The organism is Streptomyces sp. SAI-170, from assembly GCF_049739565.1.
In the GTDB taxonomy this organism is placed as follows: domain Bacteria; phylum Actinomycetota; class Actinomycetes; order Streptomycetales; family Streptomycetaceae; genus Streptomyces.
In genome coordinates this window covers 1,529,308-1,553,271 of sequence record NZ_JBMGQD010000001.1, presented here as the reverse complement: position 1 = coordinate 1,553,271, position 23,964 = coordinate 1,529,308, and the positions used below count along the sequence as shown (strand labels likewise).

Sequence of the window (23,964 nt, the reverse complement as noted above, 5' to 3'; positions counted from 1 at the left end):
GCCGATGGCCGGACCAGCCGCGACGGAGCTCGCACGGTCCGGCGCCGATGGCCGGACCAGCCGCGACGGAGCTCGCACGGTCCGGCGCCGATGGCCGGACCAGCCCCAAGGACACGCCACGCCGGCCCGGAGCTCACCCCGGGCCGGCGTCACAGGTCACCCACCACTCCACGCTCCGAAAGGCGTCAGCGGCCGTTCTTCGGGTTCAGCAGACCCGCCTTGCGCAGAGCGTCGGCCATGGCGCTGTTCGCCGGTGCCGGAGCCTGACGGGAGCCACCGCCACCGCCATTGCCGCCACCACCGCCACGGCCACCGCCGTTGCCGCCCCCGCTCCCACGCCCCTGCCGCTGCTGCGGAGGGCGCCCGCCGCCCCGCTGCTGGCGCCGCTCACCGCCGGAGGCCTGCGCCTCGTCGTCCAGGCGCAGCGTCAGCGAGATCCGCTTGCGCGGGATGTCCACCTCGAGGACCTTCACCTTGACGATGTCACCCGGCTTGACGACGTCCCGCGGGTCCTTCACGAAGGTCTTCGACATGGCCGAGACATGCACGAGCCCGTCCTGGTGGACGCCGATGTCGACGAACGCCCCGAACGCGGCCACGTTGGTGACGACGCCCTCCAGGACCATCCCGGAGGCCAGGTCGGAGATCTTCTCCACGCCCTCCTTGAAGGTGGCCGTCTTGAAGGCGGGCCGCGGGTCGCGCCCCGGCTTCTCCAGCTCCCTGAGGATGTCGGTGACGGTCGGCAGACCGAAGGTCTCGTCGACGAAGTCGGTCGGCCTGAGCGAGCGCAGCACCGCGGTGTTGCCGATCAGCGAGGCCACCTCCTGCCCCGCGGTCTTCACCATCCGCCGCACCACCGGGTACGCCTCGGGGTGCACGCTGGAGGAGTCCAGCGGGTCGTCGCCGCCGCGGATGCGCAGGAAGCCCGCGCACTGCTCGTACGCCTTCGGGCCGAGCCGCGCCACCTTCTTCAGCGCGGAGCGGGACGTGAAGGGCCCGTTGGCGTCGCGGTGCGCCACGATGTTCTCGGCGAGGCCGGAGGAGATGCCGGACACGCGCGCGAGCAGCGGCGCGGAGGCGGTGTTGACGTCCACGCCGACGCCGTTCACACAGTCCTCGACCACCGCGTCCAGCGAGCGCGACAGCTTCACCTCGGACAGGTCGTGCTGGTACTGGCCGACACCGATGGACTTCGGGTCGATCTTCACCAGCTCGGCCAGCGGGTCCTGCAGCCGCCGCGCGATGGACACCGCGCCGCGCAGCGACACGTCCATGTCCGGCAGCTCCTGCGAGGCGAACGCGGACGCGGAGTACACCGAGGCGCCCGCCTCGGACACCATCACCTTGGTGAGCTTCAACTCCGGGTGCTTGGCGATGAGTTCACCGGCGAGCTTGTCGGTCTCGCGGGACGCGGTGCCGTTGCCGATCGCGACCAGCTCGACCGCGTGCTCCTGCGCCAGCCGCGCCAGCTTGGCGATCGCCTCGTCCCACCGGTTGGCCGGGACGTGCGGGTGGATGACGTCCGTGGCGACGACCTTGCCGGTCGCGTCGACGACGGCGACCTTCACACCCGTACGGAAGCCGGGGTCCAGGCCGAGCGTCGCGCGCGTGCCCGCCGGGGCGGCGAGCAGCAGATCGCGCAGGTTGGCGGCGAACACCCGCACCGCCTCGTCCTCGGCGGCCGTGCGCAGCCGCAGCCGCAGGTCGATGCCGAGGTGGACGAGGATGCGGGTGCGCCAGGCCCAACGGACGGTGTCGGTCAGCCACTTGTCGCCGGGGCGGCCGCGGTCGGCGATGCCGAACCTGTTCGCCACCAGCCCCTCGTAGGAGGAAGGACCCTCCGTGGGCTCCTCCGGCTCCAGGACGAGGTCGAGGACCTCCTCCTTCTCGCCGCGCAGCATCGCCAGGATGCGGTGCGAGGGCAGCTCGGTGAACGGCTCGGCGAAGTCGAAGTAGTCGGCGAACTTCGCGCCCGCCTCCTCCTTGCCCTCGCGCACCTTCGCCGCGAGGCGCCCGCGCACCCACATGCGCTCGCGCAGCTCGCCGATCAGGTCGGCGTCCTCCGAGAACCGCTCGGTGAGGATCGCCCGGGCGCCGTCCAGCGCGGCCTGCGGGTCGGCGACTCCCTTGTCGGCGTCGACGAACGCCGCCGCGGCCGCGAGCGGTTCCACGCCCGGGTCGTTCAGCAGCCCCTCGGCCAGCGGCTCCAGACCCGCCTCGCGGGCGATCTGCGCCTTGGTGCGCCGCTTGGGCTTGTACGGCAGATAGATGTCCTCCAGGCGCGCCTTGGTCTCCGCGCCCAGGATCTGCGCCTGAAGCTCCTCGGTGAGCTTGCCCTGCTCGCGCACCGACTCCAGGATCGCCGTCCGGCGCTCCTCCAGCTCCCGCAGATAGCGCAGCCGCTCCTCGAGCGTGCGCAGTTGCGCATCGTCGAGCATCTCGGTCGCTTCCTTGCGGTAGCGGGCGATGAAAGGCACCGTCGAACCGCCGTCGAGCAGCTCGACGGCGGCCTTGACCTGCCGCTCCCTTACGCCGAGCTCCTCGGCGATCCTGCTCTCGATGGACCCTGCTCCGAGGGACCCGGGTGTCGTCACGATCCCGTACCGCCTTCTACTTCGGGTTGCGCGGCAATTGTGGCAGGTGACACCGACAGCACGGGATCAGGGCAGGCGGACGGGCGTGGCAGGCGGCCCCTCATACGCGGCGCGCACCGCGTCGGCCGCTGGACGAGGCACCCCCGAACAGCCGGGCGACCGCCCGGAAGGGCAGCGTCACGACTGTCGCGATGGCCCCGCCGATCTGGCGCAGAACATCCGCTATGGCTCGGAACACGTCGAACTCCTCTCGTTGCCGTGTCCGCCGGGTACCGCGCGCGTCACCGCGCACACATGGCAGGAAAGGTGGGGTGCTCGTCATTGCGGCCGTCGGCGGGGCTCCGAAGAATCGAGGCATGGCGCAGCGAACCGTGCTCGTGGTCCTCTTCGACGACGTCCAGAGCCTCGATGTCACCGGCCCCGTGGAGGTCTTCGCGGGGGCGGACACCTGCACGCCGGGGTCGTACGAGATCCGTACGGCCTCCCTGGACGGCGGCCCCGTGCGCACCTCCAGCGGGCTGACGCTCGTACCGGACGGGGCGCTGACGGACGAGGCCGGGCCTGATCTGCTGGTGGTGCCGGGCGGCCGGGGCACCCGCCGCGCGGACCCGCGGCTCGTGGACTGGCTGCGGCGGGGCGGCCCGCGCGCCCGGCGGCTGGTGTCCGTGTGCACCGGCGCGATCCTGCTGGCCGAGGCCGGGCTGCTGGACGGCCGACGCGCCACGACGCACTGGGCGTACTGCGAGAAGCTGGCCCGCGACCACCCGGAGATCGACGTCGACGCCGACCCGATCTTCGTACGGGACGAGCACGTGTGCACCTCCGCCGGTGTCACCGCGGGCATCGATCTGGCCCTCGCCCTGGTGGAGGAGGACCTCGGCCGGGACGTGGCGCTCACGGTCGCCCGGCATCTGGTGGTGTTCCTGCGCCGGCCGGGCAACCAGGCCCAGTTCAGCGCGCAGCTCGCCGCCCAGACCGCGTCGCGCGAACCGCTGCGCGACGTCCAGCAGTGGATCACCGAGCACCCCGGCGACGATCTGTCCGTCGAGGCGCTCGCCGCCCGCGCCCGGCTCTCCCCGCGCCACTTCGCCCGCGCCTTCCGCACCGAGACGGGGCTCACCCCCGGCCGGTACGTGGACCGGGTGCGCCTGGAACACGCCCGCCGTCTGCTGGAGGACACCGGCGACGGGGTGGAGGAGATCTCCCGCGCGAGCGGCTACGGCACGCCCGAGGCCATGCGCCGCGCGTTCGTGCGCGCCCTCGGGACCGCCCCGGCCGAGTACCGGCGCCGCTTCCGTCCCGCGAGTGCCGAATGACGTCACCCGACGAAGGGAAACCCATGCAGATCGCGATCCTGCTCTACGACCGCTTCACCGCCCTCGACGCCATCGGACCCTACGAGACCCTGGTCCGCCTCCCCGACGCCGAACTCGTCTTCGTCGCGGAGGAGTCCGGCCCCGTCCGCACCGACACCGGCGCGCTGGCGATGGTCGCCGACCGCACCCTCGCCGAGGTCCCGCACCCGGACCTCGTGGTCGTGCCCGGCGGCCCCGGACAGACCTCGCAGATGGAGAACGAGGTCCTGCTCGACTGGCTGCGCGCCGTGGACGCCACCAGCACCTGGACGACGTCCGTGTGCACCGGCTCCCTGCTGCTGGCCCGGGCCGGGCTGCTCAAGGGCCGCCGGGCGACCTCGCACTGGCTGGCCCTGGACTTCCTGGCGGGCCTCGGCGTGGAGTCCACCGGCGAACGCGTCGTCTTCGACGGCAAGTACGTCACCGCCGCCGGCGTCTCCTCCGGCATCGACATGGGTCTGGCCCTGGTCGGCAGGATCGCCGGCGACGAGCACGCCCAGGCCGTCCAGCTGCTCACCGAGTACGATCCGCAGCCGCCCTACGACGCGGGCTCGCCGGCGAAGGCGCCCGCGCACCTGGTGGAGGAGTTCCGCGGCAAGAGCCGCTTCATCCTGACGTAGTCCAGGTGAAGCGCGGCGGTCTGCGCTCCAGGAACGCGGCGACGCCCTCCGCGGTGTCGCCGCTGCCGCGCGCCTGCTCGGACCAGTGCGCGTCGCGGTCGGTGCGCCCGTTCGCGAACTCCTTGGCGGCGGCCTGGGTGAGCTGGGAGCGGGAGACGAGGATACGGGTGAACTCCCCGACGCGCTTGGCGAGTTCGCCCTCCGGCAGCACCTCGTCCACCAGACCGGTGCGCAGCGCCCGCTGCGCGTCGATCAACTCGCCCGAGAACAATAGGTACTTGGCGGTGGCCGGACCCACCAGGGACACCAGCCGGCGGGTGGAGGAGGCCGGGTAGACGATCCCCAGCTTGGCCGGTGTCACCCCGAACAGCGCGCCCTCCTCGGCGAACCGCAGATCGCAGGCCGCCGCCAGCTGGGCCCCGCCGCCCACGCAGTGCCCCCGGATCGCCGCGAGGGTCGGCTTCGGGAAGGCGGCCAGCGCCTCCTCGGCGTCCCCCGCGAGCGACTGCGCCCGCTGCGGCGAGCCCTGGAGCGTGGAGATGTCCGCCCCGGCGCAGAAGGTGCCGCCCTCCCCGGTCAGCACCAGCGCCCGTACGGCCGTGTCGGCGGCGAGCCGGTCCAGCAGCGGCGGCAGCGCGGCCCACATGGCGGCCGTCATGGCGTTGCGCTTGGCCGGGTGGTGGATCACGACCGTGGCCACGGACTCGGTGACGCTGTGCAGCAGCTGCGGCTCCATGGGCCGGATGCTAACCCGCACCCCGGTCCGCGCCGCTGTGCGACGGATCACCCGGGCCCGGTAAGAACCCCCGGCAAAAAGGGCGAGGCCGCCCGCAAACCCGTACAACCCGAAAAGTTCGCGAAGTCGGCATGAGGGGGGCAGGAGCAGTCCCACAACTGACCCTGTCATACGCAGGTGGTCACAAACGCTCGATAGTCGGTGAGTTGTGGTCAGTCATCCGGAGCGGAGCGACTCATTACCAACACTCGACGTGTGGTGACAATCGAGCGCGAGGGTGGCGACCGGACGATGGAGACCCACGGGTGCGGGCCCGCCCCACACCCAGCAGGCGGCGCGGACGCGCCCCTTCAGACGGGTCCGCCGGACCCGCTGCCGTACGAAGGCGTCTGGCGGTTCACCGCCCCCGCCGTGGACGCCTCCGTCCCGCAGGCACGGCATGCCGTGCGGGACCTGCTGTACCGGCAGGGCGTGCCCGTCTCGGACGATCTGGTGCAGGGGCTGCTGCTGATCGTCTCGGAGCTGGTGACCAACGCCGTACGGCACGCGGCCCTGCTGTCGCCGATGCTGGCCGTGGAGGTCGCCGTCGGCGCGGAGTGGGTGCGGGTGTCCGTCGAGGACAACCACCCCTACCGCCCGACCGCCCTGGAGGCCGACCACGGCCAGACCGGCGGCCGGGGGCTGCTGCTGGTGCGGGAGATCACCCGTGAGGCGGGCGGCGTGTGCGACGTGGAGCACACGGCGAGCGGCGGCAAGGTGATCTGGGCCGCCCTGCCGCTCAAGCCCGCCGTACAGCCCTGACACACGCTCGGGCCCGTCGCGGCCCTGACACTCACCAGCCGGACGCGTCGCCCGTCAGCTCGCGGACCGCCGGGCGCGCGGCGTCCAGGACGGTCATGAACCAGGCGGAGAACACGTCCTTGGCATGCCGCTCCGCGAGCTCCGAGGGTGTCACGAAGGCCGTGTCGCCGACCTCCTCCGGGTCCGGCCGCAGCGGGGACTGCACGAGGCCCACGAAGAGGTGGTTGTACTCCTGCTCCACCAGCCCCGAGTCCGGGTCCGGGTGGTTGTAGCGGACCGTGCCCGCCTCGGCCAGCAGCGACGGGGAGACCCCCAGCTCCTCGTACGTCCGCCGGGCCGCCGCCGCGAAGGGCGCCTCGCCCGGGTAGGGGTGGCCGCAGCAGGTGTTGGACCACACACCGGGGGAGTGGTACTTGCCCAGCGCGCGCTGCTGGAGCAGCAGCCGGCCACGGGCGTCGAAGAGGAACACCGAGAACGCCCGGTGCAGCTGCCCCGGCGGCTGATGGGCGGCGAGTTTCTCCGCGGTGCCGATCGTCACGCCGTCCTCGTCGACGAGTTCCAGCAAGATCGCTTCCGCGGTGCCCTTCGACGCGTTCGGCGTCGCGGTGGCAGGTGTGATCGGCATACCCATCCTTCGCCTCGGTCCTCGCGCCCCAGTCTGCCGTACAGAACCGGCGCTCCCCGCACTTCCCGCTCGTGGTACGCCATAAGAGGGGCCCGATGGGCGAACCCCGCCCGGGGCGCCGCCGCCGGAGTCACCCGATCGGGCCGCGGGAGGTCCCGAGGGTCAGTGGCAAAGGTGCGCCTCGTGCTCGGCGTGCCCGCCCGGCTCCAGCTGGAAGGTGCAGTGCTCGACGTCGAAGTGGCCGCCCAGGCAGCCCTGGAGCTCGTGCAGCATCTTCTCGTGGCCGATCGCGTTCAGGACGTCGCCGCTGACGACCACGTGCGCCGACACCACCGGCATCCCCGAGGTGATCGTCCAGGCGTGCAGGTCGTGCACGTCCTCCACCCCGTCCAGCGCCAGGATGTGCGAGCGCACCTCCGCCATGTCGACGCCCTTGGGGGCCGACTCCAGCAGCACGTCGAGGGTCTCGCGCAGCAGCCGCAGGGTGCGCGGGACGATCATCAGGCCGATGACCAGCGAGGCGATCGGGTCGGCCGGCTGCCAGCCGGTGGTCAGGATCACCGCGGCCGAGATCAGCACCGCGACCGAGCCCAGCGCGTCCGCCGCGACCTCCAGGAAGGCGCCCCGCACGTTCAGGCTGTCCTTGCTGCCGCGCATCAGCAGCGTCAGCGACACGAGGTTCGCGGCGAGACCGACCAGCGCGAAGACGACCACCGGCCCGCCCTCGGTGCCCGCGGGCGTGATGAACCGCTGGATCGCCTCGTACAGGACGTATCCGCCGACGCCGAGCAGCAGCAGACAGTTGGCGAGCGCGGCGAGGATCTCGGCGCGGGCGTAGCCGAAGGTGCGGTTGGCGCTCGCCGGGAGGTTCGCGAAGTGGATCGCCAGCAGCGCCATGCCGAGGCCGAGGGCGTCGGTCGCCATGTGCGCCGCGTCCGCGATCAGGGCGAGGGAGTCGGCGACGACGCCGCCGACGATCTCGACCACCATCACGCCGAGCGTGATCGCGAGTGCGACCCTCAGCCGTCCGCGGTAGGCCGCGGTCGCGGTACCGCCCGGCGCGGCGTGTCCGTGCGCATGCCCGTGGTCATGGCCAGCCCCCATGAGAAGCGCCCTCCTGCGATCGGCTCGGGGCACCCAGTCAACTACGGGCGGGGGGTATCGGGCAACGCGGCACTGAACACCGTTGTCATATGCCCTGACCTGCGTAAACGAAAGGCAGGTCAGCGGCTCAGCGGCCGTGCAGCCGCTGCCACCCCTCCCACGCCGAAGCGACCATCTCGCGGACGTCGTGCCGTGCGGTCCAGCCCAGTCCCTTCGCCGCCAGGTCGGCCGAGGCGACCGCGCGGGGGGCGTCGCCGGGGCGGCGGGCCTCCACCAGGGCCGGGCGGGTGTCACCGGTGACCTCGCCGATCAGGGTGACCAGCTCGCGCACGGAGACACCCACACCACGGCCGATGTTGACCGTGAGGTCGCCCGCGGCGTCCTCGGCGGTCAGGCGCCGGGCGGCCGCGAGGTGGGCCTCGGCCAGGTCGGCGACATGGATGTAGTCACGGATGCAGGTGCCGTCGGGCGTCGGGTAGTCGGCGCCGAAGATCCGCGGGGCCTCGTCGCGGGTCAGCCGGTCGAAGACCATCGGGACGATGTTGAACACCCCGGTGTCGGCCAGCTCCGGCGCGGCCGTGCCGGCCACGTTGAAGTAGCGCAGGCACACCGTCGCGATGCCGTGTGCCCGGCCCGCGGCGCGCACCAGCCACTCGCCGGCCAGCTTGGTCTCGCCGTAGGGGTTCACCGGCGCACAGGGGGTGTCCTCCGTGATGAGGTCCACATCCGGGGTGCCGTAGACGGCCGCGGAGGAGGAGAAGACGAAGCGGCGGATCCCGGCCTCGGCGACCGCGTCCAGGAGCGTGGCCAGACCGCCCACGTTCTCCGCGTAGTACCAGGTCGGCCGCGCGACCGACTCCGCGACCTGCTTGCGGGCCGCGAGATGCACCACTCCGGTGACCCGGTGCTCGGCGAACACGCGCCGCAGCAGGTCCGGGTCCAGCGCGGAGCCCCGGACCAGCGGGACGCCCGCGGGCAGCCGTGCCGGGACGCCGGCCGAGAGGTCGTCCAGCGCCACCACGCTCTCCCCGGCCCCTGCCATGGCCCGCGCCACATGAGCCCCGATGTATCCGGCACCGCCGGTGATCAGCCATGTCATGGTGAGCCACCCTAAGCGGACCACGGGCGGGGCCTCGGGCCGCCCGCACCCCGCGGAACGGCCGTACGTCGCGAATGTCCGTTCTGGAACCGCGAATTTTGTCTGCCCGGCCCCGGATCACCCATGATGATCGCGACGGAGGTCACGAGCAGACCGTGTCGACCGGACCGTGAACGGCCGGTGAACGCGGCTTTCCCAACATCCGATAGCCTCTGCCGACATGCCGCCCGCCTGGTGCAGCCAAGGGGCGTCCCCATCATGTACATGACCGACGCGGGCGCGTCGGGACGCAGGGAGTGAGTTCGGTTGCCGACCGCCATCCTCACCGGTCAGCCGGTCCCCGGATCGTCGATCGAGGGCGATCTGCGGTCCCTCGGCTTCGACGTCCGCGTGGCCTCCGGCGCCGATGACACCGCGGCCCTGCTGGCGCAGGCCCCGGCCGATGAGCGGGTCGCGATCGTGGACCCCCGCTTCGTCGGCCATGTGCACGCCCTCCGCCTCGGTCTGACCGACCCCCGCTTCCCGATGGCCGCCGTGCCCGGCGCCGTCACCGCCCAGCCGGCCGGCCGCCAGGCCCTCATGCGCGCTCTGACCCTGGAGAGCGGCGAGGACACCGGCTCGGTCGCCGTCGACAGCCTCGCCGACCGGCTGATCACCGCCCTGGACGCCGACGGCGCCGGCCTGCACCGCCCCGAGCTGGGCTCCCTCGTCGCCACCGTCCCGGCCGACCCGCAGGCCCGCAACGAGGCCCGGCAGGCCGTCACGGCCGTCGACGACGAGGCCGTACGCCTGAAGTCGGCCGTGAAGGCCCGCGACGGCTTCTTCACCACCTTCTTCATCAGCCCCTACTCCCGCTACATCGCCCGCTGGTGCGCCCGCCGCGGTCTGACCCCCAACCAGGTCACCACCGCCTCCCTGCTCACCGCGCTGATCGCGGCCGGCTGCGCGGCCACCGGCACCCGCGGCGGCTTTGTCGCGGCCGGGATCCTGCTGATCTTCTCCTTCGTGCTGGACTGCACCGACGGCCAGCTCGCCCGCTACTCCCTGCAGTACTCCACGCTCGGCGCCTGGCTCGACGCCACCTTCGACCGGGCCAAGGAGTACGCCTACTACGCGGGCCTCGCGCTGGGAGCCGCGCGGGGCGGCGACGACGTATGGGCGCTGGCGCTGGGCGCGATGATCCTCCAGACCTGCCGGCACGTGGTCGACTTCTCCTTCAACGAGGCCAACCACGACGCCACCGCCAACACCAGCCCCACCGCCGCCCTCTCCGACAAGCTCGACAGCGTCGGCTGGACGGTGTGGGTGCGCCGGATGATCGTGCTGCCGATCGGCGAGCGCTGGGCGATGATCGCGATCCTCACCGCGGCCACCACGCCCCGCATCACCTTCTACGCCCTGCTCATCGGCTGCGCCTTCGCGGCGACCTACACCACGGCCGGCCGCGTGCTGCGGTCCCTGACGCGCAGGGCCGAGCGCACCGAGCGGGCGGCGAAGGCGCTGGCGGACCTCGCCGACAACGGCCCGCTCGCCGAGGGACTGAGCAAGGTCGCGTGGCCGCTGAAGACCCCGTTCGCCTCGGCTCTGACGGGTGCCGCCGTGATCGTGGTCACCGCCGGTATCGCCCCGTACGGCAGCCGGCTGTCCGTCCTCGCCGCCGTCTTCTACGTCTGCTTCTCCGCTCTCGCCCTCGCCCGGCCCCTCACCGGCGCCCTCGACTGGCTGGTCCCGCCCTTCTTCCGGGCGGCCGAATACGGCACCGTCCTGATCCTCGCCGCCAAGTCCGAGGTGAACGGAGCCCTTCCTGCGGCTTTCGGCCTGGTGGCGGCGGTCGCCTACCATCACTACGACACGGTGTACCGCATCCGCGGGAACGCCGGAGCGCCCCCGGCCTGGCTGGTGCGCGCCATCGGGGGGCAGGACGGGCGGACGCTGCTCGTCGTCGTGCTGGCCGCGCTGCTCACCGGTTCGCAGTTCACGCTCGCGCTCACGGCGCTGGCCGTGGTCGTCGCCCTGGTGGTGCTCGTCGAGAGCATCCGCTTCTGGGTCTCCGCGGGAGCCCCAGCCGTACACGATGAAGGAGAACCCGCATGATCGGCCTCGTGCTGGCGGCCGGCGCCGGACGCCGACTGCGCCCCTACACCGACACCCTGCCCAAGGCACTGGTGCCGGTGGGGCCCGCGGGCATAGAGGGCGAGCCGACGGTTCTCGACCTCACCCTCGGCAACTTCGCCGAGATCGGGCTGACCGAGGTCGCGGTCATCGTCGGCTACCGCAAGGAGGCCGTGTACGCGCGCAAGGAGGCGCTGGAGGCCAAGTACGGCCTCAAGCTCACCCTGATCGACAACGACAAGGCCGAGGAGTGGAACAACGCCTACTCCCTGTGGTGCGGCCGTGACGCCCTCAAGGACGGCGTGATCCTCGCCAACGGCGACACCGTCCACCCGGTCTCCGTCGAGAAGACGCTGCTCGCCGCCCGCGGCGAGGGCAAGCGGATCATCCTCGCCCTGGACACGGTGAAGGACCTGGCCGACGAGGAGATGAAGGTCGTCGTCGACCCGGAGACGGGTGTCAAGAAGATCACCAAGCTGATGGACCCCGCCGAGGCGACGGGCGAGTACATCGGTGTCACCCTGATCGAGGGCGACGCCGCCCCCGAGCTGGCCGACGCGCTGAAGACCGTCTGGGAGACCGACCCGCAGCAGTTCTACGAGCACGGCTACCAGGAGCTCGTGAACCGCGGCTTCCGGATCGACGTCGCGCCGATCGGCGAGGTCGACTGGGTCGAGATCGACAACCACGACGATCTCGCCCGGGGACGGGAGATCGCGTGCCGCTACTGACCCGGCTGATTCCCTCGCCCGTCGTCGTCGACATCCGCCCCGGCGCCCTCGACGACCTCGGCGGTGTGCTCGCCGACGAGCGCATCTCGCACTCCGGCCGCCTCGCCGTCGCCGTCAGCGGCGGCTCCGGCGCCCGGCTGCGCGAGCGGCTCCAGCCCGCCCTGCCCGGCGCCACCTGGTACGAGGTCGGCGGCGGCACCCTCGACGACGCCGTCCGGCTGGCCGCCGAGATCAAGGCGGGCCACTTCGACGCGCTCGTCGGGCTCGGCGGCGGCAAGATCATCGACTGCGCCAAGTTCGCCGCCGCGCGCGTCGGCCTGCCGCTGGTCGCCGTACCGACCAACCTTGCGCACGACGGCCTGTGCTCACCGGTCGCCACGCTCGACAACGACGCGGGCCGCGGCTCCTACGGCGTACCGAACCCGATCGCCGTCGTGATCGACCTGGACGTCATCCGGGAGGCCCCGGTGCGCTTCGTGCGGGCCGGGATCGGCGACGCGGTGTCCAACATCTCGGCCATCGCCGACTGGGAGCTGGCCCACCGGGTCAAGGGCGAGAAGATCGACGGCCTGGCCGCCGCCATCGCCCGGCAGGCCGGCGAGGCCGTGCTGCGCCACCCCGGCACCATCGCGGACACCGGCTTCCTCCAGGTGCTCGCCGAGGCGCTGGTGCTCAGCGGCATCGCCATGTCGGTGTCGGGCGACTCCCGCCCGTCCTCCGGCGCCTGCCACGAGATCAACCACGCCTTCGACCTGCTCTACCCCCGCCGCGCCGCCGCCCACGGTGAGCAGTGCGGCCTGGGCGCGGCCTTCGCGATGTATCTGCGCGGGGCCCACGAGGAGTCGGCCGCCATGGCCGAGGTGCTGCGCCGGCACGGGCTTCCGGTGCTCCCGGAGGAGATCGGCTTCACGACCGACGAGTTCGTCAAGGTCGTGGAGTTCGCCCCGGAGACCCGGCCCGGCCGCTACACGATCCTCGAACACCTCGACCTGAAAACCGACCAGATCAAGGACATCTACGCCGACTATGTCAAGGCCATCGGTAGCTGAACTCCGTCCGGTCGTCCACCCCCCGGGGGTCAAGGACCGGCGCAGCGGTGAGCACTGGATGGGGCGCCTCTACATGCGTGAGGTGTCCCTGCGGGTCACGCGCCACCTGGTGAACACCCGCGTCACACCCAACCAGCTCACGTACCTGATGACCCTGTTCGGCGTGCTCGCCGCCCCGGCCCTGCTGGTGCCGGGCGTCACGGGCGCGGTCCTCGGCGTGGTCGCGGTGCAGATGTATCTGCTGCTGGACTGCGTCGACGGCGAGGTCGCGCGCTGGAAGAAGCAGTACTCCCTCAACGGCGTGTACCTCGACCGTGTCGGCGCCTATCTCACCGACGCCGCGGTCCTGGTCGGGTTCGGCCTGCGGGCCGCCGACGTGTGGGGCAGCGGCCGTATCGACTGGCTGTGGGCGTTCCTCGGCACGCTGGCCGCGCTCGGCGCGATCCTGATCAAGGCGGAGACCGACCTGGTCGCGGTCGCCCGGCACCAGGGCGGGCTGCCCCCGGTGAAGGAGGCCGCCGCCGAGATGCGCTCCTCGGGCATGGCGCTGGCCCGCAAGGCCGCTGCCGCGCTGAAGTTCCACCGCCTGATCCTCGGCATCGAGGCCTCGCTGGTGATCCTGCTCCTGGCCTTCGCCGACCAGGCGCGCGGCGACCTGTTCTTCTCGCGGCTCGGCGTCGCGGTGATGGCGGGTGTCGCGGTGCTGCAGACGCTGCTGCACCTGGTGTCCATCCTCGCTTCCAGCAGGCTGAAGTGAGTGCCATGAAGGTCGGCGCGGTGATCATCACCATGGGCAACCGCCCCGACGAGCTGCGGGCCCTGATCGACTCGGTCGCGGGGCAGGACGGCGACCCGGTCGAGGTCGTCGTGGTCGGCAACGGCTCCCCGGTCCCGGACGTCCCCGACGGCGTGCGCACGATCGAGCTGCCGGAGAACCTCGGCATCCCGGGCGGCCGCAACGTCGGCATCGAGGCCTTCGGCCCCGGCGGCACCGACGTCGACATCCTGCTGTTCCTCGACGACGACGGCCTGCTCGCCCGCACCGACACCGCCGAGCTGTGCCGGCAGGCCTTCGTGGCGGACGACAAGCTGGGCATCATCAGCTTCCGCATCGCCGACCCGGACACCGGCGTCACCCAGCGCCGCCATGTGCCCCGGCTGCGGGCCTCCGACCCGATGCGCTCCTCGCGGGTGACGACCTTCCTCGGCGGCGCCAACGCCGTCCGGACGAAGGTGTTCGCCGAGGTCGGCGGGCTCCCCGACGAGTTCTTCTACGCCCATGAGGAGACCGACCTGGCCTGGCGGGCGCTGGACGCGGGCTGGATGATCGACTACCGGTCGGACATGGTCCTGTACCACCCGACGACCGCGCCCTCGCGGCACGCGGTCTACCACCGGATGGTCGCCCGCAACCGGGTCTGGCTGGCCCGCCGCAACCTCCCCGCCCTGCTGGTCCCGGTCTACCTCGGCGTGTGGCTGCTGCTCACCCTGGCGCGCAGGCCCTCGCGGCCCGCGCTGAAGGCGTGGTTCGGCGGATTCCGGGAAGGCTGGACCACGTCCTGCGGGCCTCGCCGGCCGATGAAGTGGCGTACGGTGTGGCGGCTGACCCGACTGGGCCGGCCCCCGGTGATCTGACAAGCTCGACCAGGGAGCACCGGCGACAGGGCCTCACGGACAGGCCCTGGGCCCGCCGGTCCCGCCACGCCCGCATCGGCTGCGTACATCGAAGACGGAAAGTTTCCACCAGTGAGTGAGACCACCCAGGACGGAGGAGTCGCGGTGACCGCGCCCCCGTCCCCCGACGAGACCATGACGGCGGCCCAGCTCGCCGAGAAGTACGGCCTGACCGTCAGCGGCGCCAGGCCCTCGCTCGTCGACTACGTGCGCCGGCTCTGGGGCCGCCGGCACTTCATCCTGGCCTTCTCCCAGGCGAAGCTGACCGCCCAGTACAGCCAGGCCAAGCTCGGCCAGCTGTGGCAGGTGGTCACCCCGCTGCTGAACGCGGCCGTCTACTTCTTCATCTTCGGTGTCATCCTCGAGGCCGACCGCGGCATGTCCCGCGAGGTCTACATCCCGTTCCTGGTCACCGGCGTGTTCGTGTTCACCTTCACGCAGAGCTCGGTGATGGCGGGCGTCCGGGCGATCTCCGGCAACCTGGGCCTGGTGCGCGCGCTGCACTTCCCGCGGGCCTCGCTGCCCGTGTCCTTCGCGCTCCAGCAGCTCCAGCAGCTGCTGTTCTCGATGCTGGTGCTGTTCGCGGTGACCGCCGGCTTCGGCAGCTACCCGGACCTGTCCTGGCTGCTGATCGTGCCGACGCTGGCGCTGCAGTTCCTGTTCAACACCGGCCTCGCCCTGATCATGGCGCGGGCCGGCGCGAAGACCCCGGACCTCGCGCAGCTGATGCCGTTCGTGATGCGTACGTGGATGTACGCGTCCGGCGTGATGTTCTCCATCCCGATCATGCTGCAGGACAAGCCGGCCTGGATGGCGAACGTCCTGCAGTGGAACCCGGCCGCGATCTACATGGACCTGATGCGCTTCGCGCTGATCGACGGCTACGGCTCCGAGAACCTGCCGAACCACGTCTGGGCGGCCGCGGCCGGCTGGGCCGTGCTCTTCATGGTGGGCGGGTTCGTGTACTTCTGGAAGGCCGAGGAGAGGTACGGCCGTGGCTGAGACCCGAGTCCCCACCGTCATCGCCGACGAGCTGCACATCGTCTACCGCGTCAACGGCGCCAAGGGCGGCAAGGGCAGCGCGACCGCGGCCCTGAGCCGGATACTCAAGCGCGGCGGCGAGGAGCGTGGCGTGCGCAAGGTGCACGCCGTCAAGGGCGTGTCCTTCGTCGCCTACCGGGGCGAGGCGATCGGCCTGATCGGCTCCAACGGCTCCGGCAAGTCCACCCTGCTGCGGGCCATCGCCGGCCTGCTGCCCGCCGAGAGCGGCAAGGTCTACACCGACGGCCAGCCCTCCCTGCTCGGCGTGAACGCGGCGCTGATGAACGACCTCACCGGCGAGCGCAACGTCATCCTCGGCGGTCTCGCCATGGGCATGTCCCGCGAGGAGATCAAGGAGCGCTACCAGCAGATCGTCGACTTCTCCGGCATCAACGAGAAGGGCGACTTCATCACCCTGCCGATGCGCACGTACTCCTCCGGCATGGCCGCCCGGCTCAGGTTCTCCATCGCCGCCGCCAAGGACCACGACGTGCTGATGATCGACGAGGCCCTCGCCACCGGCGACCGCTCGTTCCAGAAGCGCTCCGAGGCCCGCATCCGCGAACTGCGCAAGGAAGCCGGCACGGTGTTCCTGGTCAGCCACAACAACAAGTCGATCCGCGACACCTGCAACCGGGTGCTGTGGCTGGAGCGCGGCGAGCTGCGCATGGACGGCCCCACCGACGAGGTGCTCAAGGAGTACGAGAAGTTCACCGCCAGGTGACCCGGTGACACCCTCGGGGCCCCGCCGGACGCGCTCCGGCGGGGCCCTCCTTCTGCCCCGCAGATGCAAAGGAAACGTCAACTCCGGCTGCCCGCAGGAATCTTGGGAAGCAATCGGTGTTGTCTTGTGATGTGCGGGACACCCCCGCGGTCCGCGCGGCGTTGTACAACGTAAGCTGTACCGGTGCCCAATCGCGGCAAGTGGGGCGATAATGCGCGCACCGCCCACCCGGGCACCGCGGCGGGCGCCGGGCGGCGTGTCCGAAATAGTGTGTATTGGGTCGGCAGTGTAGAACGGGAGATGTGACGGCAATGGCGACGGAAACTCCCCGGCTCCGCGAGGCATGCGCCGTCCCCGCCCAGGGCAGCGAACGGTGACGGGAACCGGCACCGCGCGCACCGGCGATCCCGAGCGCGACACCCTGGACAAGGCCGCGACCGAGAACTTCCCCGTGGCCCCCTTCTTCCTGCCCCGCGCCTGGCGCACCGACCTCATGGCCGTCTACGGCTTCGCCCGTCTGGTCGACGACATCGGTGACGGCGACCTGGCCCCCGGCGGCGCCGACGCCCGCCTGCTCGGCGTCCCCGCGGAGCAGGCCGAGGACCGCATGGTCGTGCTGGACGCCTTCGAGGCCGACCTGCGGCGCGTCTTCGACGGGTCGGACGGCGCACCCCGCCACCCGCTCCTGCGCCGGCTGCGGCCGACCGTCCGCCGCCACGCGCTCACCCCCGAACCGTTCCTCGGGCTGATCGCCGCCAACCGCCAGGACCAGCTCGTCACGCGCTACGAGACCTACGACGACCTGCTCGCCTACTGCGAGCTGTCCGCCAACCCCGTCGGCCGGCTCGTCCTCGCCGTCACCGGCACCGCCACCCCCGAGCGCATCCGCCGCTCCGACGCGATCTGCACCGCCCTGCAGATCGTCGAGCACCTCCAGGACGTGGCCGAGGACCTCGGCCGCGACCGGATCTATCTGCCCGCCGAGGACATGAAGCGATTCCATGTCCAGGAGGCGGATCTCGCCGCGAAAACCGCGAGCGCGTCGGTGCGCGCTCTGGTTGCATACGAAGCCCAGCGCGCCCGCGAGCTGCTGGATGACGGCGCCCCCCTGGTGAGGAGCGTCCACGGCAGGCTGAGACTGCTGCTCGCAGGGTTCGTGGCAGGGGGAAGGGCGGCGCTCGGCGCCATCGCCGCCGCCGAACACGACGTACTTCCCGGCCCGCCGAAGCCCGGCAGATACCAGTTGCTGCGCGAGGTGGGCCTGACTCTGCGAGGAGAGGGGTGATCCGGACCGTGGAGGCCGATCCACTCGTGTCCGCACCGGTACTCGCCGCCTACAGCTACTGCGAGGCCGTCACCGAACAGCAGGCGCGCAATTTCGCGTACGGCATCCGGCTGCTGCCCACGCCCAAGCGGCGGGCGATGTCGGCGCTGTACGCGTTCTCGCGCCGGGTCGACGACATCGGTGACGGGGCGCTCGACCGCGACGTCAAGGCCGCCCGGCTGGAGGACACCAGGGCGGTGCTCGCCCGGGTGCGTGAGGGCGGCGTCGCCGAGGACGACACCGACCCGGTCGCGGTCGCCCTCAGCCACGCCGCCCAGGCCTTCCCGATCCCGCTCGGCGGCCTGGACGAACTGATCGACGGCGTCCTGAAGGACGTACGCGGCGACACCTACGAGACCTGGGACGACCTCAAGGTGTACTGCCGCTGTGTGGCGGGCGCCATCGGCCGGCTCTCGCTCGGCGTGTTCGGCACCGCACCGGGGGCGCGCGGCGCCGAGCGCGCGCCGGAGTACGCCGACACGCTCGGGCTCGCGCTCCAGCTCACCAACATCCTCCGGGACGTCCGCGAGGACGCCCAGGGCGGGCGCACCTACCTGCCCGCCGACGACCTCGCCAAGTTCGGCTGCTCGGCCGGCTTCGGCGGGCCGACCCCGCCGGAGGGCTCCGACTTCGCCGGCCTCGTGCACTTCGAGGTCCGCCGGGCCCGCGCCCTGTTCGCCGAGGGCTACCGGCTGCTGCCCCTGCTCGACCGGCGCAGCGGCGCCTGCGTCGCGGCCATGGCCGGCATCTACCGCCGCCTCCTGGACCGCATCGAACGCGACCCCGAGGCGGTCCTGCGCGGCCGTGTCTCCCTGCCCGGCCACGAGAAGGCCTACGTCGCCGTCCGCGGGCTCTCCGGTCTGGACACCCGGCACGTCGTGCGCCGCACGGTCCGGAGGCGCGCCTGATGCACCGCACCGACCGAGCCGGCCGCAGCGCCCGCGGGCGCGGGGCAACCCTGCGTGTCCGGGCGGCGTCCCTGACTTCAGCGGGGGGCCGTGCAGTGTTCAACGACCCCGGCGCGGGGGAGAGGGCGCGATGAGCGACGGCACACAGCCGCAGGAGCGGCCATACGGGAACGCAGGCGACGTCGCCGACGGGGCGGGCAGGCATGCCGTCGTGGTCGGCGGCGGACTCGCCGGTGTCACCGCCGCGCTCGCCCTCGCCGACGCCGGGATGCGGGTCACCCTGCTGGAGGGCAGACCGAGGCTGGGCGGCCTGGCCTTCTCCTTCCAGCGCGGCGACCTCACCGTCGACAACGGCCAGCACGTGTACCTGCGCTGCTGCACCGCCTACCGCTGGTTCCTCGACCGGATCGAGGGCGCCGCCCTCGCCCCGCTCCAGGACCGGCTCGACGTGCCCGTCCTCGACGTGAACCGGCCCGAGGGCCGACGGCTCGGCAGACTGCGGCGCGACGCGCTGCCCGTGCCCCTGCACCTGGGGCGCAGCCTCGCCACCTACCCGCATCTCTCGCTCGCCGACCGCGTCAAGGTCGGCCGTGCCGCGCTCGCGCTCAAGGGCCTCGACCTCGCCGATCCGGCCCTGGACGCGCTCGACTTCGGCAGCTGGCTGGCCGCGCACGGTCAGTCGGCGCGCGCCGTGAGGGCCCTGTGGGACCTGGTCGGGGTCGCCACCCTCAACGCGGTCGCGGGGGACGCCTCCCTGGGGCTCGCCGCGATGGTGTTCAAGACCGGTCTGCTGTCCGACCCGGGCGCCGCCGACATCGGCTGGGCCCATGTCCCGCTGGGCGAACTGCACGACAAGCTGGCCCGCAAGGCGCTCGACTCCGCGGGCGTACGCACCGAGACCCGTACACGCGTCACCTCCATCTCCCAGTACGACAACGCGCGTTGGAGCGTTCACGTTCCCGGCGAGACCATCGAGGCGGACGCCGTCGTGCTCGCCGTACCGCAGCGCGAGACGTACGACCTGCTGCCCGCCGGAGCCCTCGACGCGCCCGAGCGGCTGCTGGAGATCGGCACCGCGCCGATCCTGAACGTCCATGTCGTCTACGACCGCAAGGTGCTCGACGCGCCGTTCCTCGCCGCGCTCGGCACGCCCGTGCAGTGGGTCTTCGACCGCACCCACGCCTCCGGCCTGAAGAGCGGCCAGTACCTGGCGCTCTCCCAGTCGGCCGCGCAGGACGAGATCGACGAACCCGTGGCTGCCCTGCGCGAGCGGTATCTGCCCGAGCTGGAGAAGCTGCTGCCCCGCACCCGAGGCGCCGGGGTGCTGGACTTCTTCGTCACCCGGGAGCGCACCGCCACCTTCGCCCCCGCGCCCGGCGTCGGACGCCTCAGGCCCGGCGCCCGTACCAAGGCCCCCGGCCTCTATCTGGCCGGAGCGTGGACCGCCACCGGGTGGCCCGCGACCATGGAGAGTGCGGTCCGCAGCGGTGTGAGCGCGGCGGACGCCGCGCTGCGCGCCCTGGGCCGGCCCCGCCCCCGCCACCTCTTCGAGTTCGAGGAGGCCGCATGAGACTCGACGAGCCCGCGGCAGGCCGCCCCCGCACCCCCGGTACCGCAACAAGAGGAGAGACTGTGCCCACTGTGCCCCCGGCTTCGACGGCCGCTCGAGAGACCGCGGTGGACGTGACCGCGCTCCTGGAGCGCGGCCGGACCCTGGCCACACCGGTACTGCGGGCGGCCGTCGACCGCCTGGCGTCTCCCATGGACACCGTTTCCGCCTACCACTTCGGCTGGATCGACGCCGACGGCAGGCCCACCGCCGGCGACGGCGGCAAGGCCGTACGCCCCGCGCTCGCCATCATGTCCGCCGAGGTCACCGGTGCCGCGCCGGAGGTCGGCATCCCCGGGGCCGTCGCCGTCGAGCTGGTGCACAACTTCTCCCTGCTGCACGACGACCTGATGGACGGCGACGAGCAGCGCCGCCACCGCGACACCGTCTGGAAGGTGCACGGCCCCGCCCAGGCCATCCTGGTCGGCGACGCCCTGTTCGCCCTGGCCAACGAGGTCCTGCTGGAGCTCGGCACCGTGGAGGCCGGGCGTGCGACGCGCCGGCTGACCACCGCCACCCGCGCGCTGATCGACGGCCAGGCCCAGGACATCTCCTACGAGCACCGCGACCGCGTCAGCGTCGAGGAGTGCCTGGAGATGGAGGGCAACAAGACCGGCGCCCTGCTGGCCTGCGCCAGCTCCATCGGGGCCGTCCTCGGCGGCGCCGACGACCGCACCGCCGACACCCTGGAGAAGTACGGCTACCACCTCGGCCTCGCCTTCCAGGCCGTCGACGACCTGCTCGGCATCTGGGGCGACCCGGACGCCACCGGCAAGCAGACCTGGAGCGACCTGCGCCAGCGCAAGAAGTCCCTGCCGGTCGTCGCCGCGCTCGCCGCGGGCGGCTCCGCCTCGCGGCAGCTCGGCGAGCTGCTCGCCGCGGACGCCGAGAGCAGCGACTTCGCCAGCTTCTCCGAGGAGGAGTTCGCCGCCCGCGCCAAGCTCATCGAGGAGGCCGGCGGCCGCGAGTGGACCGCGGAGGAGGCCCGACGCCAGCACGCCGTCGCGATCGAGGCGCTGCACGCGATCGACATGCCCGAGCGGGTGCGGGCGCAGTGCACGGCGCTCGCCGACTTCGTCGTCGTACGGAAGAGATGATCACTATCGGCCGAATAACCCTCGCGTAGTCGCCGGCCGGTGCCCCGGGCACCACTGACGCACCGGCCGACGGCGGACCCACAGCAGACGCACGACCGCGAACGACTGCAGTGAAGGGGAAGCCATGACAGCGACGACCGACGGAAGCACCGGGGCCCTGCCGCCCCGTGCTGCCGCGGCCAGCGAACCATCCAGCATCACCCCCGAGACGGCCGGGGTCCGGCTTGCCGCCGAACATGCCCTGCGGCGCGCCACCGAGCACCTCCTCGCCCGCCAGGACCCCGAGGGCTGGTGGAAGGGCGACCTCGAGACGAACGTGACGATGGACGCCGAGGACCTGCTGCTGCGTCAGTTCCTCGGCATCCGCGACGAGGCGACCACACGGGCCGCGGCCCTCTTCATCCGCGGCGAGCAGCGCGAGGACGGCACCTGGGCCACCTTCTACGGCGGACCGGGCGAACTGTCCGCCACCATCGAGGCGTACGTCGCCCTGCGGCTGGCCGGCGACGCCCCCGACGCGCCCCACATGGCGAAGGCCTCGGCCTGGATCCGCGAGCGCGGCGGCATCGCCGCGGCCCGGGTGTTCACCCGGATCTGGCTGGCCCTGTTCGGCTGGTGGAAGTGGGAGGACCTGCCCGAACTCCCCCCGGAACTCATCTATCTGCCGCCGTGGGTACCGCTCAACATCTACGACTTCGGCTGCTGGGCCCGGCAGACCATCGTCCCGCTGACGATCGTCTCCGCCAAGCGCCCGGTGCGCCCCGCCCCCTTCCCGCTCGACGAGCTGCACACCGACCCGGCCGACCCCAACCCGGCCAAGCCCCTTGCTTCGATGGCCAGTTGGGACGGTGCCTTCCAGCGTCTGGACAAGGCGCTGCACGTCCTGCGCAAGGTCGCCCCGCGCCGGCTGCGCAAGGCCGCGATGAACTCCGCGGCCCGCTGGATCATCGAGCGGCAGGAGAACGACGGCTGCTGGGGCGGCATCCAGCCGCCGGCCGTGTACTCGCTGATCGCGCTGCACCTGCTCGGCTACGACCTGAAGCATCCGGTGATGCGTGAGGGCCTGGCCTCGCTGGACCGTTTCACCGTGTGGCGCGAGGACGGCGCCCGGATGATCGAGGCCTGCCAGTCGCCGGTGTGGGACACCTGCCTGGCGACCATCGCGCTCGCCGACGCGGGCCTTCCCGCCGACCATCCGCAACTGGTCAAGGCCGTCGACTGGATGCTCGGCGAGGAGATCGTCCGGCCCGGCGACTGGTCCGTGAAACGCCCCCAACTCCAGCCCGGCGGCTGGGCGTTCGAGTTCCACAACGACAACTACCCCGACATCGACGACACCGCCGAGGTGGTCCTCGCACTGCGCCGGGTCCGCCACCACGACCCCGACCGCGTGGACGGGGCGATCGGCCGGGCCGTGCGCTGGACCCTGGGCATGCAGTCCAGGAACAGCGCCTGGGCCGCCTTCGACGTCGACAACACCAGCCCGTTCCCCAACCGGCTGCCGTTCTGCGACTTCGGCGAGGTCATCGACCCGCCCTCGGCCGACGTCACCGCGCACGTCGTGGAGATGCTCGCCGTCGAAGGGCTCGCCCACGACCCGCGCACCCGGCGCGGCATCGCCTGGCTGCTCGCCCAACAGGAGCCGGACGGCTCGTGGTTCGGCCGCTGGGGCGTCAACTACGTCTACGGCACCGGGTCCGTGGTGCCCGCGCTGACCGCGGCCGGTCTGCCCGGCTCGCACCCGGCGATCCGCCGGGCCGTCGCCTGGCTGGAGTCCGTCCAGAACGACGACGGCGGCTGGGGCGAGGACCTGCGTTCCTACCAGGACAAGCGCGGTTGGAGCGGACGCGGCGCGTCGACCGCCTCACAGACGGCCTGGGCGCTGCTCGCCCTGCTGGCCGCGGGGGAGAAGCACTCCAAGGCCGTCGAGCGCGGCGTCGAGTGGCTGGCCGCGACCCAGCGCGAGGACGGCTCCTGGGACGAGCCCTACTTCACCGGCACCGGCTTCCCCTGGGACTTCTCCATCAACTACCACCTGTACCGGCAGGTGTTCCCGCTCACCGCGCTCGGCCGGTACGTCCACGGCGACCCCTTCACCAGGGTCGAGGGGGGTTGATGGCGACCACCCCCGTCCCGGAACCGCTGCTGATCGCCTGCGCGCTCGGCATCGAGCACCTGGCCCTGCGCCTGGGCGACCGCGGCGGCGCGGACGGGCCGGTCACCGTGGTGCGTACCGGCATGGGCCCCAGGGCGGCGGAGCGCTCCGTCACCCGGGTCCTCGCCGACCCGGCCCTGGCGGGCGCCGCCGTGCTCGCCACCGGCTTCTGCGCCGGGCTCGCCCCCGGTATGCACCCCGGCGACCTGGTCGTCGCCGAGGAGACCCGCGACCCGCGCGGCAGCACGCCGTGCGTGGGCACCGAACTGCTGGTCAAGGAGCTGGTACGGGCCCTGCCGGGCCGCACCGTGCACACCGGGCCGCTCACCGGCTCCGACCACGTCGTGCGCGGTGGCGAGCGCTCCGCGCTGCTCGCGACCGGCGCGATCGCCGTCGACATGGAGTCCGCCGCCACCCTCCTGAGCGCCGTACGGACGGGCGAACGCCCGGTTGCGGCCGTCCGGGTGGTCGTGGACGCTCCAGAACACGAACTCGTCCGGATCGGCACGGTACGCGGTGGAATATCAGCCTTCCGAGTGCTTCGCTCCGTTCTTCCCGCTTTCTTCGAATGGCACCGTTCTTTGCTGCTCCCTGGGAGGTGAGCCA

General features: G+C 72.2%; 22 protein-coding genes. 16 read left to right on the top strand and 6 right to left on the bottom strand.

The genetic code is table 11. The features are described 5' to 3' along the window. Positions 1-185: 185 nt before the first annotated feature. Both RKD23_RS07135 and RKD23_RS07130 read right to left on the bottom strand, forming a co-directional pair. On the bottom strand, positions 186-2,594 hold the full coding sequence (locus RKD23_RS07135; protein ID WP_424852870.1) for a Tex family protein: 2,409 nt from the start codon (positions 2,592-2,594) through the stop codon (positions 186-188). Positions 2,595-2,694: 100 nt separating this feature from the next. Further along, complete coding sequence (locus tag RKD23_RS07130; RefSeq protein ID WP_424852869.1) at positions 2,695-2,832, bottom strand: LPFR motif small protein; 138 nt, start codon at positions 2,830-2,832, stop codon at positions 2,695-2,697. Positions 2,833-2,950: 118 nt separating this feature from the next. Here RKD23_RS07130 and RKD23_RS07125 point away from each other — a divergent pair, with 118 nt between their 5' ends. Next, positions 2,951-3,910 (top strand): GlxA family transcriptional regulator, encoded by a 960-nt coding sequence (locus RKD23_RS07125; RefSeq protein ID WP_424852868.1) that lies wholly within the window; start codon positions 2,951-2,953, stop codon positions 3,908-3,910. 23 nt (positions 3,911-3,933) lie between these two features. Then, positions 3,934-4,569 carry a DJ-1/PfpI family protein gene (locus tag RKD23_RS07120; protein WP_424852867.1) on the top strand — a complete coding sequence of 212 codons (636 nt, stop codon included), beginning with the start codon at positions 3,934-3,936 and terminating at the stop codon, positions 4,567-4,569. Here the strand turns inward: RKD23_RS07120 and RKD23_RS07115 are convergent. After that, positions 4,556-5,305, bottom strand: coding sequence for an enoyl-CoA hydratase/isomerase family protein (locus RKD23_RS07115; protein WP_424852866.1), 750 nt, complete (start codon positions 5,303-5,305; stop codon positions 4,556-4,558). The genes RKD23_RS07120 and RKD23_RS07115 overlap by 14 nt on opposite strands. 291 nt (positions 5,306-5,596) lie before the next feature. Here RKD23_RS07115 and RKD23_RS07110 point away from each other — a divergent pair, with 291 nt between their 5' ends. After that, positions 5,597-6,106 carry an ATP-binding protein gene (locus tag RKD23_RS07110; protein WP_424858188.1) on the top strand — a complete coding sequence of 170 codons (510 nt, stop codon included), beginning with the start codon at positions 5,597-5,599 and terminating at the stop codon, positions 6,104-6,106. Positions 6,107-6,137: 31 nt separating this feature from the next. On the opposite strand, the gene idi is transcribed toward RKD23_RS07110, so the two are convergent. From idi to galE, 3 genes are all read right to left on the bottom strand, one after another. Beyond that, positions 6,138-6,731 (bottom strand): isopentenyl-diphosphate Delta-isomerase, encoded by a 594-nt coding sequence (gene idi / locus RKD23_RS07105; RefSeq protein WP_424852865.1) that lies wholly within the window; start codon positions 6,729-6,731, stop codon positions 6,138-6,140. Positions 6,732-6,893: 162 nt separating this feature from the next. Next, positions 6,894-7,835: a cation diffusion facilitator family transporter gene (locus RKD23_RS07100; protein WP_424852864.1), complete on the bottom strand. Its 942-nt coding sequence runs from the start codon at positions 7,833-7,835 to the stop codon at positions 6,894-6,896. Between the two features lie 127 nt (positions 7,836-7,962). Beyond that, positions 7,963-8,934 carry a UDP-glucose 4-epimerase GalE gene (gene galE, locus RKD23_RS07095; protein WP_424852863.1) on the bottom strand — a complete coding sequence of 324 codons (972 nt, stop codon included), beginning with the start codon at positions 8,932-8,934 and terminating at the stop codon, positions 7,963-7,965. Positions 8,935-9,240: 306 nt separating this feature from the next. On the opposite strand from galE, the gene RKD23_RS07090 reads away from it, so the two are divergent. From RKD23_RS07090 to RKD23_RS07030, 13 genes are all read left to right on the top strand, one after another. Continuing rightward, the gene (locus RKD23_RS07090; RefSeq protein WP_424852862.1) at positions 9,241-11,028 is read left to right on the top strand and encodes a DUF5941 domain-containing protein; all 1,788 of its coding nucleotides are present in this window, start codon (positions 9,241-9,243) and stop codon (positions 11,026-11,028) included. Further along, on the top strand, positions 11,025-11,777 hold the full coding sequence (locus RKD23_RS07085; protein WP_404031902.1) for a sugar phosphate nucleotidyltransferase: 753 nt from the start codon (positions 11,025-11,027) through the stop codon (positions 11,775-11,777). Before RKD23_RS07090 ends, RKD23_RS07085 begins: the two co-directional genes overlap by 4 nt. Beyond that, the gene (locus RKD23_RS07080) at positions 11,765-12,826 is read left to right on the top strand and encodes an iron-containing alcohol dehydrogenase family protein (protein ID WP_404031899.1); all 1,062 of its coding nucleotides are present in this window, start codon (positions 11,765-11,767) and stop codon (positions 12,824-12,826) included. The genes RKD23_RS07085 and RKD23_RS07080 overlap by 13 nt, the downstream gene beginning before the upstream one ends. Continuing rightward, positions 12,804-13,583 (top strand): CDP-alcohol phosphatidyltransferase family protein, encoded by a 780-nt coding sequence (locus RKD23_RS07075; RefSeq protein WP_424852861.1) that lies wholly within the window; start codon positions 12,804-12,806, stop codon positions 13,581-13,583. The genes RKD23_RS07080 and RKD23_RS07075 overlap by 23 nt, the downstream gene beginning before the upstream one ends. A 5-nt stretch (positions 13,584-13,588) precedes the next feature. Beyond that, positions 13,589-14,461, top strand: a complete 873-nt coding sequence (locus RKD23_RS07070) for a glycosyltransferase family 2 protein (RefSeq protein ID WP_424858187.1) — start codon at positions 13,589-13,591, stop codon at positions 14,459-14,461. Positions 14,462-14,572: 111 nt separating this feature from the next. Further along, positions 14,573-15,502, top strand: a complete 930-nt coding sequence (locus RKD23_RS07065) for an ABC transporter permease (RefSeq protein WP_424852860.1) — start codon at positions 14,573-14,575, stop codon at positions 15,500-15,502. Next, the gene (locus RKD23_RS07060; protein WP_424852859.1) at positions 15,495-16,265 is read left to right on the top strand and encodes an ABC transporter ATP-binding protein; all 771 of its coding nucleotides are present in this window, start codon (positions 15,495-15,497) and stop codon (positions 16,263-16,265) included. Before RKD23_RS07065 ends, RKD23_RS07060 begins: the two co-directional genes overlap by 8 nt. A 373-nt stretch (positions 16,266-16,638) precedes the next feature. Then, positions 16,639-17,550 carry a squalene synthase HpnC gene (hpnC, locus tag RKD23_RS07055; protein ID WP_424852858.1) on the top strand — a complete coding sequence of 304 codons (912 nt, stop codon included), beginning with the start codon at positions 16,639-16,641 and terminating at the stop codon, positions 17,548-17,550. Continuing rightward, positions 17,547-18,497, top strand: a complete 951-nt coding sequence (gene hpnD / locus RKD23_RS07050; protein ID WP_424852857.1) for a presqualene diphosphate synthase HpnD — start codon at positions 17,547-17,549, stop codon at positions 18,495-18,497. Before hpnC ends, hpnD begins: the two co-directional genes overlap by 4 nt. Positions 18,498-18,627: 130 nt before the next feature. Then, positions 18,628-20,067 carry a hydroxysqualene dehydroxylase HpnE gene (gene hpnE / locus RKD23_RS07045; protein ID WP_424852856.1) on the top strand — a complete coding sequence of 480 codons (1,440 nt, stop codon included), beginning with the start codon at positions 18,628-18,630 and terminating at the stop codon, positions 20,065-20,067. Beyond that, positions 20,064-21,203, top strand: coding sequence for a polyprenyl synthetase family protein (locus tag RKD23_RS07040; RefSeq protein WP_424852855.1), 1,140 nt, complete (start codon positions 20,064-20,066; stop codon positions 21,201-21,203). The genes hpnE and RKD23_RS07040 overlap by 4 nt, the downstream gene beginning before the upstream one ends. A gap of 124 nt (positions 21,204-21,327) precedes the next feature. Then, complete coding sequence (shc, locus tag RKD23_RS07035) at positions 21,328-23,319, top strand: squalene--hopene cyclase (RefSeq protein WP_424852854.1); 1,992 nt, start codon at positions 21,328-21,330, stop codon at positions 23,317-23,319. After that, positions 23,319-23,960, top strand: coding sequence for a 1-hydroxy-2-methyl-2-butenyl 4-diphosphate reductase (locus tag RKD23_RS07030; RefSeq protein ID WP_424852853.1), 642 nt, complete (start codon positions 23,319-23,321; stop codon positions 23,958-23,960). The genes shc and RKD23_RS07030 overlap by 1 nt, the downstream gene beginning before the upstream one ends. Positions 23,961-23,964 lie beyond the last annotated feature (4 nt).

Bases quoted from the DNA above. Each gene is read 5' to 3' on its own strand.
- shc (WP_424852854.1), top strand. From the start codon at position 21,328: ATGACAGCGACGACCGACGGAAGCACCGGGGCCCTGCCGCCCCGTGCT.
- hpnE (WP_424852856.1), top strand. From the start codon at position 18,628: ATGAGCGACGGCACACAGCCGCAGGAGCGGCCATACGGGAACGCAGGC.
- RKD23_RS07110 (WP_424858188.1), top strand. From the start codon at position 5,597: ATGGAGACCCACGGGTGCGGGCCCGCCCCACACCCAGCAGGCGGCGCG.
- RKD23_RS07125 (WP_424852868.1), top strand. From the start codon at position 2,951: ATGGCGCAGCGAACCGTGCTCGTGGTCCTCTTCGACGACGTCCAGAGC.
- RKD23_RS07120 (WP_424852867.1), top strand. From the start codon at position 3,934: ATGCAGATCGCGATCCTGCTCTACGACCGCTTCACCGCCCTCGACGCC.
- RKD23_RS07075 (WP_424852861.1), top strand. From the start codon at position 12,804: ATGTCAAGGCCATCGGTAGCTGAACTCCGTCCGGTCGTCCACCCCCCG.
- RKD23_RS07030 (WP_424852853.1), top strand. From the start codon at position 23,319: ATGGCGACCACCCCCGTCCCGGAACCGCTGCTGATCGCCTGCGCGCTC.
- galE (WP_424852863.1), bottom strand. From the start codon at position 8,934: ATGACATGGCTGATCACCGGCGGTGCCGGATACATCGGGGCTCATGTG.
- RKD23_RS07115 (WP_424852866.1), bottom strand. From the start codon at position 5,305: ATGGAGCCGCAGCTGCTGCACAGCGTCACCGAGTCCGTGGCCACGGTC.
- RKD23_RS07100 (WP_424852864.1), bottom strand. From the start codon at position 7,835: ATGGGGGCTGGCCATGACCACGGGCATGCGCACGGACACGCCGCGCCG.
- RKD23_RS07040 (WP_424852855.1), top strand. From the start codon at position 20,064: ATGAGACTCGACGAGCCCGCGGCAGGCCGCCCCCGCACCCCCGGTACC.
- idi (WP_424852865.1), bottom strand. From the start codon at position 6,731: ATGCCGATCACACCTGCCACCGCGACGCCGAACGCGTCGAAGGGCACC.
- RKD23_RS07070 (WP_424858187.1), top strand. From the start codon at position 13,589: ATGAAGGTCGGCGCGGTGATCATCACCATGGGCAACCGCCCCGACGAG.
- RKD23_RS07085 (WP_404031902.1), top strand. From the start codon at position 11,025: ATGATCGGCCTCGTGCTGGCGGCCGGCGCCGGACGCCGACTGCGCCCC.